Raw genomic sequence first — 14,721 nt, 5'->3', positions numbered from 1 at the left:
CAATATGTTGTAGATATTTTCGTTTTGGTTAATAGCGGTAGTGCTCAGGCTTGAACGGGCCCTGCGGCGTCACGCCGATATAGGCCGCCTGCTCGGAAGAGAGCTCGGTGAGGCGCGCGCCAAGCTTGTCGAGATGCAGCCGCGCCACCTTCTCATCGAGGTGCTTGGGCAGCACATAGACCTGGTTCTGGTACTGGCCGTGCTTGGTGAAGAGCTCGATCTGAGCCAGCACCTGGTTGGTGAACGAAGCCGACATGACGAAGCTCGGATGGCCCGTGGCGTTGCCCAGGTTGAGCAGGCGGCCTTCGGACAGAAGGATCATCCGCTTGCCGTCCGGGAAGGTGATCATGTCCACCTGCGGCTTGACGTTGGTCCATTTCAGGTTGCGCAGAGACGCCACCTGGATCTCGTTGTCGAAGTGGCCGATGTTGCCGACGATCACCATGTCCTTCATCGCCCGCATATGGTCGAGCGTGACGACGTCCTTGTTGCCGGTGGTGGTGATGACGATGTCGGCGGTGGGGGCTGCGTCTTCCAGCGTGACCACTTCGTAGCCGTCCATCGCCGCCTGCAGCGCGCAGATCGGGTCTACCTCGGTCACCTTGACGCGAGCGCCGGCGCCGCGCAGCGAGGCCGACGAGCCCTTGCCGACGTCGCCATAGCCGCAGACGACCGCGACCTTGCCGGCCATCATCGTGTCGGTGCCGCGGCGGATGCCGTCGACCAGCGATTCCTTGCAGCCGTATTTATTGTCGAACTTCGACTTGGTGACGGAGTCGTTGACGTTGATCGCCGGGAAGGGCAGCAGGCCTTTCTTCTGCAGCTGGTAGAGGCGGTTGACGCCGGTGGTCGTCTCCTCGGTGACGCCGCGGATCGCTTCCTTCTGCTTGGCGAAGAAGCCCGGCGAAGCCTTCATGCGCTTCTTGATCTGGGCGAACAGGATCTCTTCCTCTTCGCTGCCGGGACTGGACAGCACGTCCTCACCCGCCTCGGCGCGCGCGCCGAGCAGGATGTACATGGTGGCGTCGCCGCCGTCGTCGAGGATCATGTTGGACGTGCCGCCGTCGGCCCACTGGAAGATCCGGTCGGTGTAATCCCAGTAGTCCTCCAGCGACTCGCCCTTGATGGCGAAGACCGGAATGCCGGCCTCGGCGATCGCCGCGGCGGCGTGATCCTGGGTGGAGAAGATGTTGCAGGAGGCCCAGCGTATATCGGCGCCCAGCGCTCTCAGCGTCTCGATCAGCACCGCGGTCTGGATCGTCATATGCAGCGAGCCGGTGATGCGCGCGCCCTTGAGCGGCTTCTTGTCGCCGAATTCCTCGCGGCAGGCCATCAGGCCCGGCATCTCGGTTTCGGCGATCTCGATCTCCTTGCGGCCCCAGCCGGCAAGCGAAATGTCGGCGACCACATAGTCCTTGCTACCCGTCATGGCAGTGCTCCGGTGTGATTGTCTTCAAAAGCGCGCCGGCGCCGGGACGGCGCATGGAGGGCGCGGATTGCCGGCCTGACTAGCAGATCGGCTGCCAAACGACAATGGGATATAAAGAAATCTTTATTCGTGCATGTCTTTCGAGACAATGCGAGCAGCGATCGGCGGCCTTCAGATTTCCTCGCCGAAGCGCGAGGCGACCAATTGCTCCAGCGCGTCCATGGCCGGACCGGCTTGCGGACCGGTGGCGGTGACGCGGATCGAGTAGCCGGGGCTTGCCGCCAGCATCATCAGGCCCATGATCGAGGTGCCGCCGACCTTCACGCCGTCCTTCTCGACATGGATGGTTGCGTCGAAGCCGCTGGCGACCTGGACGAACTTGGCCGAGGCGCGGGCATGCAGGCCGCGCTGGTTGACGATCGGGAACTCACGCACAACCTCGTCTTTTTCCGGCGCATGGGCGTTCATTTGCTGCTCAGAAGCTGGCTGGCGACGTTGATGTACTTGCGCCCTGCGGCCTGCGCCTCGTCGAGCGCGGCGGCCATGTTGTCGCCCTTGCGGACCGAGGAGAGCTTGATCAGCATCGGCAGGTTCATGCCGGCGATGACCTCGGTGCGGCCCGATTCCATCACCGAGATGGCGAGGTTGGAAGGCGTGCCGCCGAACATGTCGGTGAGCACGATGACGCCGGCCCCGGTGTCGACGCGTGCCACCGCGTCGACGATGTCGGCCCGGCGTTTCTCCATGTCGTCGTCGGCGCCGATCGCGACCGTTTCGAAATTGTCCTGTGGCCCCACCACGTGTTCGACGGCATGCCGGAACTCGGTGGCGAGTTGACCGTGCGTCACGAGCACGAGTCCGATCATTCTTTGGTGGCTCCCGTCATCGCCGCTTTACTGGCGTATTTTATGTTCGCCAACCATTCCAGGCGGCGGGAGCGCTATCTTGTCGACGCACGGCCGGTTGACAAGCCCAAAATTGCGACGGCCCGGTCCATTTTGACGCATTGCAGCAAAAAATCCGGACCCGGATCATGAAAAAGGCGCTATCGACAGCCGCGCCATCACGGCCGGCACGCCTGTGACAACATTGCGCTCCGCAAGATCGATGCGCGGCACCAGGCAGCCCGCGACCGGCTCGCTGATTTCTTCCTGGAAGCGGGCCATTTCCTCTTTCGGCACCAGCCGGACGTGCAGGTCGATCACGCCGCCCGGCTCGAACGGCAGCGGGCTCGGAATGAAGCCGGGCACTTCGGCGAGACCGGCGATGATGGCCGGCGCCCGGCAGACCAGCCGCCCGTGACGCGGGGCGGCAAGCAGCCTGTCGTCGCCGATCAGTCGCGAAAACAGCCCGCGCACCCGGCAATGATCGATGAGCGTCAGCGCCAGCGTCGTCTTGCCGGCGCCGGACGGCCCGGTGATGAGGACGCCGCGATCGCCGATCAGGATCGCCGTTGCGTGGATATTTTCGGGCTTCACGGCAAGATCGGACATGATCGTTTCTGTCTGGGAACGGAGATCAGCCTTCGGCCGGCAGGGTCACCACGAAGCGCGCGCCCTTGATCTCGCCCGGCTTGGTGCCGGGGATGTTTTCCGCCGTCAGCGTGCCGCCATGCGCTTCGACGATCTGGCGGCTGATCGACAGGCCCAGGCCGGAGTTCTGGCCGAAGGCCTCACCGGCGGGCCGGTCGGTATAGAAGCGCTCGAAGATGCGATCGATCTTTTCGGCTCTGATGCCCGGACCGTTGTCGTCGACGGTGACGATGTTGAACTTGCCGGCGCGCGCCAGCGAGATGGTGATATGGCCGTGTTCCTCGGGAACGAAGGAACGCGCGTTCTCGATCAGGTTGGTGATGACCTGGCCGATCCTCAGATCATGGCCGACGACGACATAGGCTTTGACGCCCTGCGGCAGCTTGGCGACCTTGAGCTCGATCTCGACCGACTTCTTGTTGCGCGTCGTCTCGCGCGAGACCGCGACAAGATCGGTGATGAACTTCTTCAGGTCGACCGTCGAGGCATCCTCGCGCGCCAATTCGGCATCGAGCCGCGAGGCATCGGAAATGTCGGTGATCAGCCGGTCGAGCCGCTTCACGTCGTGCTGGATGATTTCCATCAAACGCTCGCGTGAGGTGTCGTTCTTGGCCAGAGGCAGCGTTTCGACCGCGCTGCGCAGCGAGGTCAGCGGATTCTTGAGCTCGTGCGAGACATCGGCAGCGAAGCTTTCGATCGCCTCGATGCGCGCATAGAGCGCGTTTGTCATGTCGCGCACCGCGATCGACAGATTGCCGATCTCGTCCTGACGGTCGGAGAAGTCAGGGATCTCCTCGCGGTTCTTGACGCCGCGCCGCACCCGTACGGCGGCAGCCGACAGCCGCCGCAGCGGATTGGCGATCGTGGAGGCCAACAGCAGCGAGAGGATGGCCGTGACGAGCGCCGCGATGCCGAACACGCGCAGGATCGCCTTGCGTTCGGCCGCGACGATCTTGTCGATGTCGCCGCCTTCGGTGGACAGCATCAAGACCCCGAGCACGGCGCGGAAGCGCTGGATCGGCACCGCTACCGAGACGATCTGTTCGCCCTGCTCGCTTACCCGCACGATGGTCGAGGGACTGCCGGTCAGCGCCTTGACCACTTCGGGGAAGGCCGCGCCATTGCCGCCGGGCTGTTCGTGATAGACGGGCAGGTCCTTGTTGCGGAAGAAGTCGAAGACGAATTTCTCGACGCGCTCCAAAAGGCCGGGCTGCTCGTCGTCGACAGGCGGGAGGTCGTAGCGCAGGATCTGGCCGCGCGAATAGAGATGCCGCGAATCGAGCAGCAGGTTCGCGTCGCGGTCGTAGATGCGGGCGCGCGTGCGGGTCGGCGAGATCAGCCGCCGCAGCACCGGCGCCACGCGCTCGGGATTGATCGGGAAGTCGAGATTGTCGAGCTGGTCCGAGCCTGGCCCCAGGCTTTCGCCGGCCTGCAGCTCGAGCAGCTTTTCCGGATCGATGCTGATCGAGTCGGTCTCGACCGTCGCCGAGGCCGCGATGGCGCCAGCGATGATCTCGCCTTGCGTCATCAGGCTTTCGACGCGGGCGTCGATCAGCCCGTCGCGGAAGGTGTTGAGGTAGAGGATGCCCGTGACCAGCACGGCAAGGCCGGCCAGGTTGAGAAACAGGATGCGCCGCGTCAGGCTGGAGAAGATGTGGTGGCCGAGGAAGCGGCGCATCGGCACCGTGATCTTCGACAGGAATGAAGGCACGATACGCGACGGGCGCTTCGCCGCGCCCGCCCGCCTGCCTCGCTCTGCTTCCACTGCCATCAACTAGCAGTCCCTGTCCGGTGAATGGTGCATGGCGAATGGAAAAATGGGGCGATTAGATAGAGCCCAGTGGGCCGCTCGCACCATCCACCATTCACCATTGACTATTCACTATATCAAGCTTCCCGAAACCGGTACCCGACTCCGTAAAGGGTTTCGATCATCTCGAAGTCGTCATCGACGGCCTTGAACTTCTTGCGCAGCCGCTTGATGTGGCTGTCGATGGTGCGGTCGTCGACATAGACCTGCTCATCATAGGCCGAGTCCATCAGCGCATCACGGCTTTTTACCACGCCGGGGCGCTGCGCAAGCGAATGCAGGATCAGGAACTCGGTTACCGTCAGCGTCACCGGCTCGCCCTTCCAGGTGCAGGTGTGCCGCTCCTGGTCCATCACCAGTTGGCCGCGCTCGAGCGAGCGCGCCTGCTGGCTGGGCGCCTTGGCGGCCGCCTCGCGGGCGCTGGTGCGGCGCAGCACCGCGCGCACCCGCTCGACGAGCAAGCGCTGCGAGAACGGTTTGCGGATGAAGTCGTCGGCCCCCATCTTGAGGCCGAACAATTCGTCGATCTCGTCGTCCTTCGAGGTCAGGAAGATCACCGGCAAGTCGGATTTTTGCCGCATCCGGCGCAACAGCTCCATGCCGTCCATGCGCGGCATCTTGATGTCGAGGATGGCGAGGTTGGGCGGCCGCGCCGCCAGGCCTTCGAGTGCCGACGCGCCGTCGGTGTAGGTTTCGACGCGGTAGCCCTCGGATTCGAGCGCGATCGACACCGAAGTCAAAATATTTCGGTCGTCGTCGACAAGCGCGATTGTTGCCATTTCAAGCGGCTCCCTCATGAGCTGTCCCTTCTGTCGTCGAGAAAGGGCTTTTGCAGGACAAATTGGGTACAAAATGTGGCACGGGCCTTGTCCGAAGTCACGGGCGGCCTGCCGCTACACACGATCGCACCCATAACCGGATTGGACGAACGAAGCCTGCCAATCCTTTGGGCAACCTCTGTGATTTTTTGCACATATAAACGATTTAAACAACTTTCAAAATTTTTAAATCGATTAATGATTTGATATCATTCGCCTTTTCTGGTTCTCACCCTACCTAGTCCCTTGCGCGTTCCGGCAATGACCGGTCAGACGCGGCCAAAATCCGGAGAGGAAATTTGATGTCGGAAGCCGGCAAACGCAACCCCGACTGCGCCATTGACGCGATCGGCCTGAGGACCACGGGCACGGTGCGATATAATTTCGGCGCTGCCGAGCTCTATGAGGAAGCGATCCGCCGCGGCGAGGCGAAATTGACGGCGCAGGGCGCGCTGGTTGCCGAGACCGGCCAGCACACCGGACGCTCGCCGAAGGACAAGTTCGTCGTGCGTGACGACAGCACCGCCCCGCATGTCTGGTGGGAAAACAACAAGGCGATCTCGCCGGCGCAGTTCGAGACGCTCCTCGCCGATTTCCGCGCCCATGCTGCGGCCAAGGATCTCTATGTGCAGGATCTCGTCGGCGGCGCCGACGCCGAGTTCCAGCTGCCGGTTCGCGTCGTGACGGAATTCGCCTGGCACTCGCTGTTCATCCGCAATCTCCTGATCCGCCCGCAAGCCGCCGAGCTCGACCGCTTCGTGCCGCAGATGACGATCATCGACCTGCCGTCCTTCCGCGCCGACCCGGCCCGCCACGGCACCCGCGCGGCGACGGTTATCGCGGTCGACCTCACCCGCAAGATCGTGCTGATCGGCGGCACGTCCTATGCCGGCGAGATGAAGAAATCGGTATTCACCGTGCTGAACTACCTGCTGCCGCAAAAAGGCGTCATGCCGATGCATTGCTCGGCCAACGAAGGACCCGCCGGCGACGTGGCCGTCTTCTTCGGCCTTTCCGGCACAGGCAAGACGACACTGTCGGCCGATCCATCGCGCACGCTGATCGGCGACGACGAGCACGGCTGGGGGCCGCACGGCATCTTCAACTTCGAAGGCGGCTGCTACGCCAAGACGATCAGGCTGTCGGCCGAGGCGGAGCCCGAGATATTCGCCACCACGCAGCGCTTCGGGACGGTGCTGGAGAATGTGATTCTCGACGCCGCCCGCGTGCCGGACTTCGACGACGGCAGCCTCACCGAGAACACGCGCTGCGCCTATCCGCTGGACTACATTCCCAATGCCTCGAGGACCGGCCGCGCCGGCCATCCGAAGAACATCATCATGCTGACGGCCGACGCCTTCGGCGTCATGCCGCCGATCGCCCGGCTGACGCCGGCGCAAGCGATGTATCACTTCCTTTCAGGCTATACCGCCAAGGTCGCCGGAACCGAAAAGGGCATAACTGAACCCGAGGCGACCTTCTCGACCTGCTTCGGCGCGCCCTTCATGCCGCGCCATCCGTCAGAATACGGCAATCTGCTGCGCGAGCTGATCGCCGGCCATGGCGTCGATTGCTGGCTGGTCAACACCGGCTGGACCGGCGGCGCCTATGGTACCGGCCGTCGCATGCCGATCAAGGTGACGCGCGCCCTGCTCGGCGCGGCGCTCGACGGCTCGCTCAATGCCGCCGAATTCCGCACCGATGCCAATTTCGGCTTCGAGGTCCCGGTGGCGGTGCCGGGCGTCGACGGCGCCATTCTCGATCCGCGCTCGACCTGGGCCGACAAGGCGGGCTATGACCGGCAGGCCTCCAAGCTGGTCAACATGTTCGCCGCCAACTTCGAGAAATTCGAAACACATGTCGACGCGGCCATCCGCGGCGCCGCGCCGCGCCTGCAGGAGGCGGCGGAATAGCTGCCGCTCCAACATCTTCCTCCAGGGCCCGGCTTTGGCCGGGCCTTTTCTTTTTCCCGCCGCCGCGCCATGACTGTGCGCATGAATGCCGACGACAGGATCATCATCGCCAGTGACGCGGTCATCCATCCGGACGACCTGCACGAGGATTTCATCCGCTCTTCCGGCCCGGGCGGCCAGAACGTCAACAAGGTAGCGACCGCCGTCCAGCTGCGCTTCGACGCCGCCAATGCGCCGGGCCTGTCGGAGCGGGTGCGGGAGCGCGCCATCAAGCTCGCCGGCCAGCGCGCAACCAAGGATGGCGTCATCGTCATCGAGGCCGGGCGCTTCCGCACTCAGGAACAGAATCGCGCCGACGCGCGAGCCAGGTTGACGGCACTGGTCGCCAAGGCGGCCGAGCCGCCGCCGCCGCCGCGCAAGAAGACGAAGCCTTCGAAGGGCGCCGTCGAGCGGCGCCTCAAGACCAAGGCCGGGCGCTCGACGGTGAAGAAGCTGCGCGGCCGGGTCGAAAGCGACTAGGGGCCGAGATCCGACGACGGCCGCTTTCGGGTCGCGAAGCCGTTCTGCCGGTGGCATGCTCGGACGGACTGATCGGATCGAATCCCATGCTCGTTCTGCCCAAGGGCGTTCGCCATATGCCGGGCTATCTGTCGCGCACGGAGCAGGAAGCGCTGGTCGAGGAGATCAGGCGCGTCGTGCAGGCGGCGCCGCTTTACGTGCCTGCCATGCCGCGCACAGGCAAGGAAATGAGCGTGCGCATGACCAATTGCGGGACGCTCGGTTGGGTGACCGACCGCGAGCGCGGCTATCGCTACCAGCCGATGCACCCGGTGACAGGCGAGCCCTGGCCGCCGATCCCCGAAGCCCTGATAAAAGTGTGGTGCGAGGTGTCGGCCTATTCGCACGCGCCGGAAGCCTGCCTCGTCAATTTCTATTCGAGCGAGGCCAAGATGGGTCTGCACCAGGACCGCGACGAGCAGGATTTCGCAGCACCCGTCGTTTCGGTGTCGCTCGGCGACGACTGCCTGTTTCGGGTCGGTCACACCACGCGCGAAGGCGGCACCAAGTCGTTCAGGCTGAAGAGCGGCGATGTCGTCGTGCTTGGCGGGGAGGGACGCCTCTGTTTCCACGGCGTCGACCGCATCTACCCAGCGACCTCGGCGCTGTTGAGGAGTGGCGGCCGTATCAATCTGACGCTGCGGCGGGTAACGGTGCCCGCAAGCTAACGAAATCTAGAAGTTTTCCTCATAAAGACGGGCAGCTATTGCAGCTTGGGGCTCGGCAATGACGCAAAGCTATTCGGTCCTCCGCGGCCTGTGGGCAATCGTCACGGAGGCAGCCCAACTCGTTCGGAGGGATTCGGGCCTCTATCTGGCCATCGTCATTTATGTTTTGGCCGGGCTGATCTTTCTGAACGCGATTGGCGCGGCCGACCGCCTCGCGTTCTCGATATATTTCGGGTCCTGGATCTCCCTCAACGGCTTCGCACTGCCCACAATAGCAATCCTTGCCGACGCAATTCTCATTATGCATCGCTTCAATTCCCGGCGACGTTTGGTTGCGAAAAGAGTGTTTTCGACCGGGCGGTTGGCATATTCGCTATCGGGATTGTGCCTTCTGATGGCGCTCATGATCTTTCAGGGCAATTTCACTTCCGTGAAAAACGGAATGTCGGCCTGGCAAGGCGGTTTTCAATTCGATGTCCTGCACGCGGACATCGACGCTTTCCTCCATTTGGGCGCCGATCCGTGGCGCTGGCTCTACTCCGTGGCCGAAAGTGATCTGGTGCGCGCCATAATAGAATGGAACTACAACGTCTTCTGGTTTCTGCTGAATTTCGTCGGCTTGTTCTTCGTCGCCACATCGCCCATGGTGGCATCGGTCCGAACGCGCTATCTCGCCTGCTTTATGGCAGTCTGGATCCTGGTCGGGAACATCCTGGCGGCGCTGTTCCTCTCGGCGGGTCCGGCATTTTACGGCGCGGTCACGGGAGACACGGCGCGATTTGGTGAACAGCTTGCATTCCTGGCCCGCGGGGCTGGGTCAAGCAACTCCGCGGCCGCCTACCAGCAGTATCTATGGTCGCTGTATGAGGCCAAGCAGACCGGTTTTGCCACGGGTATCTCGGCGTTTCCCAGCGTTCACGTCGGCCTTGCAATGCTCAATGCATTGTTCGTGCGCGAATACAGCCGCCTCCTCGGCGCCTTCGCTCTGCTCTACGTGGCCTTTGTTGCTGTCAGCTCGGTCTATCTGGCATGGCACTATGCAATAGACAGCTATGTCGCCGTCATCGTCGTGTCTGTGATTTACATCGTCGCTCGCAAGCTGATCCCCGCGGACCGTCGCCTCGTGCCGAACATGCCGATCGGAGCCGTCAACCGTCCCGTGGCGGCCGCTACGGTCTGCTGAGACCCGGCTCCTTATCGAAGCTGCCGCCGACTAAGAACAAAGACTAATTTGAAAGCGCGTCGCCTGAATCGACGCCAGGGCCATGCGCTTTAGGCGCCGGTCCGCCGGATTCGATCAGAGTTTCCGCAATGCCACCTCTTCGACCAGGTGGTTGGCGCCTTTGCGCAGGATGAGGTCGGCGCGCGCCCTGGTCGGCAGGATGTTCTCGCGCAAATTCTTCAGGTTGATGTTGCTCCACAGGCCCTCGGCGATGGCGCGGGCGGCATCCTCCGACAGCTGCGAATAGCGGTGGAAGAAGGAGTCCGGGTTGCGGAAGGCAGTCTCGCGCAGTCGCATGAAGCGCTGGGTGTACCACTGGTGAATCAGCTTCTCGTCGGCATCGATATAGATGGCGAAGTCGAAGAAATCCGACAGGAACGGCACGATCTTGCCGTCCTTCGGCAGCTTGCCCGGCTGCAAAACATTGATGCCTTCGAAGATCAAAATGTCCGGCCTGTCGATGGTGACGAACTCGCCCGGAATGACGTCGTAGGTCAGGTGCGAGTAGACCGGGGCCCGGACATCGCGCTGCGCCGACTTGATGCCGGAAAGGAAGCGGAGCAGGGCGCCGACGTCGTAGCTTTCTGGAAAGCCCTTGCGCTCCATCAGATTGTTGCGGCGCAGGATCTCGTTCGGCAAGAGGAAGCCGTCGGTGGTGATGAGATCGACCTTCGGGCTCGACGGCCAGCGCGCCAGCAATTCCTTAAGCACGCGAGCGGTGGTCGATTTGCCGACGGCGACCGAGCCGGCGATGCCGATGATGAACGGCGTCTTGACGACGTCCTGCGCGTTGAAGAAGGCCTGGCGCTGCCTGAACAGCAGCTGGCTCGCCTCGACATGCGCCGAAAGCAGACGGGAAAGCGAGAGGTAGATGCGCTTGACCTCTTCGAGGTCGACCGGGTCATTGAGCGAACGCAGCCGGTCGATCTCGTCCTCGGTCAGCGTGAGCGGCGTGTCGGCGCGGAACTGCGACCATTGCTCGGCCGAGAAGAAACGAAAGGGGGAGTATTTCTCGGTCGGAGCAAGCTGGTCCATCGAGTCTCCTGCCCTCCTAGAGCATGATGCCGAAAAGTGTGGAGCGGTTTTCGGACGACATCATGCTCTATCCGTCTTTAGCGGTCAGCCCCGGGGCCGGGACGCCTTTTCAGCGACGCCCGAGCGGCCGGTGCGGCCCTCGAGCTCCTTCAGCACGTCCTGCAGCGGAATGCCCGCGATCGCGAGGACGACCAGCCAATGATATAGAAGATCGGCGCTTTCCGAAACGAGGGCCTGCCGGTCGCCGCGAATGGCGGCGATCACAGCCTCGACCGCTTCCTCGCCGAGCTTCTGCGCCGCCTTGTCCATGCCCTTGGCGAACAATTTCGCCGTCCATGACTCCGGATCACCGGAATGGGCGCGCTGATGAATTATCGTTTCCAGCTCGGCGAGCGAAAATTGAGCCATAGCAGTGGTTTAAGTCCGATGAACGGTCGAGTCCAGCCGCATCGGCAGGCCGGCGCCCGCCATATGCGCCTTGGCCTCGGCGATGGTGTAGGTGCCGAAATGAAAGATCGAGGCGGCAAGCACGGCGGCGGCATGGCCATCGCGGATGCCTTCCACCATGTGATCAAGCGTGCCGACGCCGCCCGAAGCGATGACCGGCACACGCACGGCATCGGCGATCGCGCGGGTCAGCGCGATATCGTAGCCGGCCTTGGTGCCGTCGCGGTCCATCGAGGTCAGCAGGATCTCGCCGGCGCCGCGATCGACCATCTTCTTGGCGAACTCGACCGCGTCGATGCCGGTCTTCTCGCGCCCGCCATGCGTGAAGATCTCCCAGCGGTCGGCCTCGCCGGCAGCCGATACTTTCTTGGCGTCGATGGCGACGACGATGCACTGGTTGCCGAACTTGTCGGCAGCCTCCGCGACGAAATCCGGGTTCTTCACCGCCGCCGTGTTGATCGATACCTTGTCGGCGCCGGCCAGAAGCAGCCTTCGTATGTCGGCCACCTGGCGCACGCCGCCGCCGACGGTGAGCGGCATGAAACATTGTTCGGCCGTGCGGGCGACCACGTCGAAGATCGTCTCGCGATCGTCGGACGATGCGGTGATGTCGAGGAAGCAGAGCTCGTCGGCGCCCGCCGCGTCATAGGCCTTGGCCGCCTCGACCGGATCGCCGGCATCGACCAGGTCGACGAAATTGACGCCCTTGACCACGCGGCCGTTCTTGACGTCGAGACAGGGAATGACGCGGGCTTTCAGCATCAGCGCCCCTCCATGGTCGACAAAAGGTCGACCACCAGCTCGCCGACCTGCGGCGGCACCTCGCCCTTCGGGTCGAACGCCGGATCGTAGGCGGAAATGGTAAGTCCGGCGATGCTGAGCGGGCCGGCAAGGCCGCACATCGCGGTGCGGACCTGCTCCGGCGCCGGGCCGCCAGGCGTTGCGTAACGATTGGCCTGCAGCTTTTCCGGATCATGCACGTCGAGGTCGACATGCATATGAATGCGCTCGGCACCCGTGGCCTTCAGCTTCGCCGCGGCGGCTGCCCAGTCCGGACACTCGGTGCGAATGATCGGCAGCTTCTCCAAAAGCTCTTTCTCGGCCGTATCGAGGTCGCGTGCGTTGACCAGGACACAGCGGGCCGGCTCGATCGGCTTGAAGCCGGGAATCTGCGCCGCCATGCGCCGCCAGCACAATCCAAGCGCCGTTGCCAGCGCCATGCCGTCGAGAAAGCCGGAGGTGGAGGTTTCCGGCGTGTTGAGGTCGCCATGCTGGTCGGCCCAGATGATGGCGTCCGCGCCTTCACCGGCCACCGCGCCCGCGCTGGTCAGGCAATTGCCGGCCAGAACGATGGGAAAGCGCCCATTGTCCAGCGCGATGCGAACCTCGCCCGAAACGACGTTGCAGACGGCAAATCCCGTGCCGATCTCGCGCTCCTGCTCGTCCTCGACGACCTTGCCGATGTCGCGCACCTCGACGTCGTGACCGGCAAGCTTCAGCGCCTCGGCCAGCCCGCCGGAGATCAGCGCATCGGGGCCTTGGCCACAGCGGCCGTGAAAGTGGCCGCTGTCATAGGACGCCAGGATGATCGAGATGTTCACGCTCGTGCCTCCGCGTGGTTGCCGCGCAGGATGGCGAGCGCCTCCGCCGGGTCGATGCGCCCGTCATAGAGCGCGCGACCGGAGATCGCACCCTCCAGGCGCTTCGCATCGGGCATGGTCATGCGCACGATGTCGGCGATGGAGGCCAATCCGCCGGAAGCGATCACCGGGATCGACACCGCCTCGGCAAGGTCGATGGTGGCATCCCAGTTGATGCCGGAGAGCACGCCGTCGCGGTCGATGTCGGTGTAAATGATGGCGGCCACGCCCGCACCTTCGAACTTCCTCGCCAATTCGATGACGCCGAGTTCCGAGGCTTCGGCCCAGCCCTCGACCGCCACCTTGCCGCCCTTGGCGTCGATGCCGACTGCTACCTTGCCGGGAAAGGTCCTGCATGCCTCCTTCACCAGTTCGGGCTCCCGCACCGCCACGGTCCCGAGGATGACTCGCGCCAGCCCGCGGTCCAGCCAGTCCTCGATCTGCGCCAGCGTGCGGATGCCCCCGCCGAGCTGCACCGGGTTCTTCGTCGCCTCGAGGATGGCGCCGACCGCGGCGGAATTGACGCTCTGGCCCTTGAAGGCGCCGTTGAGGTCGACGACGTGCAGCCATTCGAAGCCTTGCTCTTCGAAGGCTCGTGCCTGGGCCGCCGGGTCATCGTTGTAGATGGTGGCGGTCGCCATGTCGCCGTGCTTCAGGCGCACGCATTTGCCGTCCTTGAGGTCTATTGCCGGAAACAGGATCACGACCAGGCGCCCTCGACGATGGCGAAGTGGCCGGTCGATGCCGCCAGCCGGAATTTCAAGGCTTCCTGGTACTCGGGCGACTGATAGCAGGCGAGCGCCCTGTCGTAAGAATCGAACTCCACCACGACATGGCGGTTTCCCGTTGCTCCCTCCGGGTCGGTATGGCGGCCGGCCCGAACAGCAAACTTCGCGCCAAATTTGGCGAAGGCCTTCGCGTTGGCCTCGATGTATTTCTTGTAGGTGTCCGGGTCGCGGACATCGATCATGGCGATCCAGTAGCCCTTCTTGGTCATTCAGGGCCTCCAATTCAGGAAATTGGTGATCAGCGCCAGGCCGAGCGCCTGGCTTTTCTCGGGATGGAACTGCGTGCCGGCAAAGTTGTCGCGGGCAACGGCCGCCGTCACCGGCCCGCCATAGTCGGCCGTCGCCAGCACCTCGGCCGGGTTCCTCGCCTCCAGGTGGTAGGAATGGACGAAATAGGCGTGCAGCCCTTTCGGACCGGTCTCGATGCCCGAAAACAGCGGATGCTTGCGCGCGAGCTCGATCGTGTTCCAGCCGATCTGCGGGATCTTCAGTGCCGGATCCTTCGGCGTGATTTCCTTGACGTCGCCGGCAATCCAGCCAAAACCCTCGGTGACGGTCTTTTCCAGCCCGCGTTCCGACATCAATTGCATGCCGACGCAGATGCCGAGGAACGGTCGCCCTTTGCGAAGCGCCGCCTCTTCCACCGCTTCCCACATGCCGGTGACGGCATGCAGGCCGGCCGCGCAGTCTGCATAGGCGCCGACGCCCGGCAGGACGATGCGGTCGGCGCTGCGCACCCGCTCGGCGTCGGCCGTGAGATCGATGGTCGCGGCGATGCCCGCCTCATGCGCGGCGCGCTCGAAGGCCTTGGTGGCCGAGCGCAGATTGCCCGACCCATAGTCGATGATCGCTACCCGCATG

The 14,721-nt window shown here is 63.7% G+C and carries 17 protein-coding genes; 4 read left to right on the top strand and 13 right to left on the bottom strand.

What is annotated here, in order from left to right; all coding sequences use genetic code 11:
- Positions 1-28: 28 nt before the first annotated feature.
- The 6 genes from ahcY to P9217_RS10330 all read right to left on the bottom strand — a co-directional run bounded on the left by ahcY (position 29) and on the right by P9217_RS10330 (position 5,550).
- Positions 29-1,429, bottom strand: coding sequence for an adenosylhomocysteinase (gene ahcY, locus P9217_RS10355; protein ID WP_127239634.1), 1,401 nt, complete (start codon positions 1,427-1,429; stop codon positions 29-31).
- 171 nt (positions 1,430-1,600) lie between these two features.
- Positions 1,601-1,897, bottom strand: coding sequence for an HPr family phosphocarrier protein (locus tag P9217_RS10350; RefSeq protein WP_067323867.1), 297 nt, complete (start codon positions 1,895-1,897; stop codon positions 1,601-1,603).
- A complete protein-coding gene (locus P9217_RS10345; RefSeq protein WP_067002921.1) occupies positions 1,894-2,295 on the bottom strand; it encodes a PTS sugar transporter subunit IIA in 402 nt (133 codons plus the stop codon). Before P9217_RS10345 ends, P9217_RS10350 begins: the two co-directional genes overlap by 4 nt.
- A gap of 165 nt (positions 2,296-2,460) precedes the next feature.
- On the bottom strand, positions 2,461-2,922 hold the full coding sequence (locus P9217_RS10340; RefSeq protein ID WP_278086073.1) for an HPr kinase/phosphorylase: 462 nt from the start codon (positions 2,920-2,922) through the stop codon (positions 2,461-2,463).
- A 25-nt stretch (positions 2,923-2,947) separates the two neighbouring features.
- A complete protein-coding gene (locus P9217_RS10335) occupies positions 2,948-4,732 on the bottom strand; it encodes a sensor histidine kinase (RefSeq protein WP_278086074.1) in 1,785 nt (594 codons plus the stop codon).
- A gap of 116 nt (positions 4,733-4,848) precedes the next feature.
- Positions 4,849-5,550, bottom strand: a complete 702-nt coding sequence (locus P9217_RS10330) for a response regulator transcription factor (RefSeq protein WP_006201274.1) — start codon at positions 5,548-5,550, stop codon at positions 4,849-4,851.
- Positions 5,551-5,891: 341 nt separating this feature from the next.
- Between P9217_RS10330 and P9217_RS10325 the strand changes: the two genes are divergently transcribed.
- The 4 genes from P9217_RS10325 (at position 5,892) to P9217_RS10310 (ending at position 9,911) form a co-directional block, all read left to right on the top strand.
- Positions 5,892-7,502, top strand: coding sequence for a phosphoenolpyruvate carboxykinase (locus P9217_RS10325; RefSeq protein WP_278086075.1), 1,611 nt, complete (start codon positions 5,892-5,894; stop codon positions 7,500-7,502).
- An 81-nt stretch (positions 7,503-7,583) separates the two neighbouring features.
- Positions 7,584-8,021, top strand: a complete 438-nt coding sequence (gene arfB, locus P9217_RS10320) for an alternative ribosome rescue aminoacyl-tRNA hydrolase ArfB (protein ID WP_067002912.1) — start codon at positions 7,584-7,586, stop codon at positions 8,019-8,021.
- 86 nt (positions 8,022-8,107) lie between these two features.
- Complete coding sequence (locus tag P9217_RS10315; protein ID WP_067324667.1) at positions 8,108-8,728, top strand: alpha-ketoglutarate-dependent dioxygenase AlkB; 621 nt, start codon at positions 8,108-8,110, stop codon at positions 8,726-8,728.
- 58 nt (positions 8,729-8,786) lie between these two features.
- Entirely contained in the window at positions 8,787-9,911 is a 1,125-nt protein-coding gene (locus P9217_RS10310) for a phosphatase PAP2 family protein (protein WP_067323875.1), read from the top strand.
- Positions 9,912-10,025: 114 nt separating this feature from the next.
- Here the strand turns inward: P9217_RS10310 and coaA are convergent, their stop codons facing one another.
- From coaA to hisH, 7 genes are all read right to left on the bottom strand, one after another.
- Positions 10,026-10,985 carry a type I pantothenate kinase gene (coaA, locus tag P9217_RS10305; RefSeq protein ID WP_067002907.1) on the bottom strand — a complete coding sequence of 320 codons (960 nt, stop codon included), beginning with the start codon at positions 10,983-10,985 and terminating at the stop codon, positions 10,026-10,028.
- 84 nt (positions 10,986-11,069) lie between these two features.
- Entirely contained in the window at positions 11,070-11,393 is a 324-nt protein-coding gene (locus P9217_RS10300) for a phosphoribosyl-ATP diphosphatase (protein WP_278052198.1), read from the bottom strand.
- Positions 11,394-11,402: 9 nt separating this feature from the next.
- The gene (hisF, locus tag P9217_RS10295) at positions 11,403-12,197 is read right to left on the bottom strand and encodes an imidazole glycerol phosphate synthase subunit HisF (protein ID WP_278086923.1); all 795 of its coding nucleotides are present in this window, start codon (positions 12,195-12,197) and stop codon (positions 11,403-11,405) included.
- The gene (locus tag P9217_RS10290) at positions 12,194-13,033 is read right to left on the bottom strand and encodes an arginase family protein (protein ID WP_095799059.1); all 840 of its coding nucleotides are present in this window, start codon (positions 13,031-13,033) and stop codon (positions 12,194-12,196) included. Before P9217_RS10290 ends, hisF begins: the two co-directional genes overlap by 4 nt.
- Positions 13,030-13,776 (bottom strand): 1-(5-phosphoribosyl)-5-[(5-phosphoribosylamino)methylideneamino]imidazole-4-carboxamide isomerase, encoded by a 747-nt coding sequence (gene hisA / locus P9217_RS10285; RefSeq protein WP_127239625.1) that lies wholly within the window; start codon positions 13,774-13,776, stop codon positions 13,030-13,032. The genes P9217_RS10290 and hisA overlap by 4 nt, the downstream gene beginning before the upstream one ends.
- Positions 13,773-14,069 carry a DUF1330 domain-containing protein gene (locus P9217_RS10280; protein WP_067323883.1) on the bottom strand — a complete coding sequence of 99 codons (297 nt, stop codon included), beginning with the start codon at positions 14,067-14,069 and terminating at the stop codon, positions 13,773-13,775. Before P9217_RS10280 ends, hisA begins: the two co-directional genes overlap by 4 nt.
- Positions 14,070-14,720, bottom strand: coding sequence for an imidazole glycerol phosphate synthase subunit HisH (hisH, locus tag P9217_RS10275; protein WP_095827266.1), 651 nt, complete (start codon positions 14,718-14,720; stop codon positions 14,070-14,072).
- Position 14,721: the final 1 nt, after the last annotated feature.

This window comes from Mesorhizobium sp. WSM4989, from assembly GCF_029625795.1.
Taxonomy (GTDB): domain Bacteria; phylum Pseudomonadota; class Alphaproteobacteria; order Rhizobiales; family Rhizobiaceae; genus Mesorhizobium.
Note: the sequence above shows the minus strand (reverse complement) of the source record. Positions and strands in the feature narration are given on the sequence as shown.

Excerpts from the sequence above, each read along its gene's own strand:
- ahcY (WP_127239634.1), bottom strand. The coding sequence starts at position 1,429 with ATGACGGGTAGCAAGGACTATGTGGTCGCCGACATTTCGCTTGCCGGC.
- P9217_RS10300 (WP_278052198.1), bottom strand. The coding sequence starts at position 11,393 with ATGGCTCAATTTTCGCTCGCCGAGCTGGAAACGATAATTCATCAGCGC.
- hisH (WP_095827266.1), bottom strand. The coding sequence starts at position 14,720 with ATGCGGGTAGCGATCATCGACTATGGGTCGGGCAATCTGCGCTCGGCC.
- P9217_RS10310 (WP_067323875.1), top strand. The coding sequence starts at position 8,787 with ATGACGCAAAGCTATTCGGTCCTCCGCGGCCTGTGGGCAATCGTCACG.
- P9217_RS10315 (WP_067324667.1), top strand. The coding sequence starts at position 8,108 with ATGCTCGTTCTGCCCAAGGGCGTTCGCCATATGCCGGGCTATCTGTCG.
- arfB (WP_067002912.1), top strand. The coding sequence starts at position 7,584 with ATGAATGCCGACGACAGGATCATCATCGCCAGTGACGCGGTCATCCAT.
- P9217_RS10280 (WP_067323883.1), bottom strand. The coding sequence starts at position 14,069 with ATGACCAAGAAGGGCTACTGGATCGCCATGATCGATGTCCGCGACCCG.
- P9217_RS10325 (WP_278086075.1), top strand. The coding sequence starts at position 5,892 with ATGTCGGAAGCCGGCAAACGCAACCCCGACTGCGCCATTGACGCGATC.
- P9217_RS10345 (WP_067002921.1), bottom strand. The coding sequence starts at position 2,295 with ATGATCGGACTCGTGCTCGTGACGCACGGTCAACTCGCCACCGAGTTC.
- coaA (WP_067002907.1), bottom strand. The coding sequence starts at position 10,985 with ATGGACCAGCTTGCTCCGACCGAGAAATACTCCCCCTTTCGTTTCTTC.
- P9217_RS10330 (WP_006201274.1), bottom strand. The coding sequence starts at position 5,550 with ATGGCAACAATCGCGCTTGTCGACGACGACCGAAATATTTTGACTTCG.
- P9217_RS10340 (WP_278086073.1), bottom strand. The coding sequence starts at position 2,922 with ATGTCCGATCTTGCCGTGAAGCCCGAAAATATCCACGCAACGGCGATC.
- P9217_RS10350 (WP_067323867.1), bottom strand. The coding sequence starts at position 1,897 with ATGAACGCCCATGCGCCGGAAAAAGACGAGGTTGTGCGTGAGTTCCCG.
- P9217_RS10335 (WP_278086074.1), bottom strand. The coding sequence starts at position 4,732 with ATGGCAGTGGAAGCAGAGCGAGGCAGGCGGGCGGGCGCGGCGAAGCGC.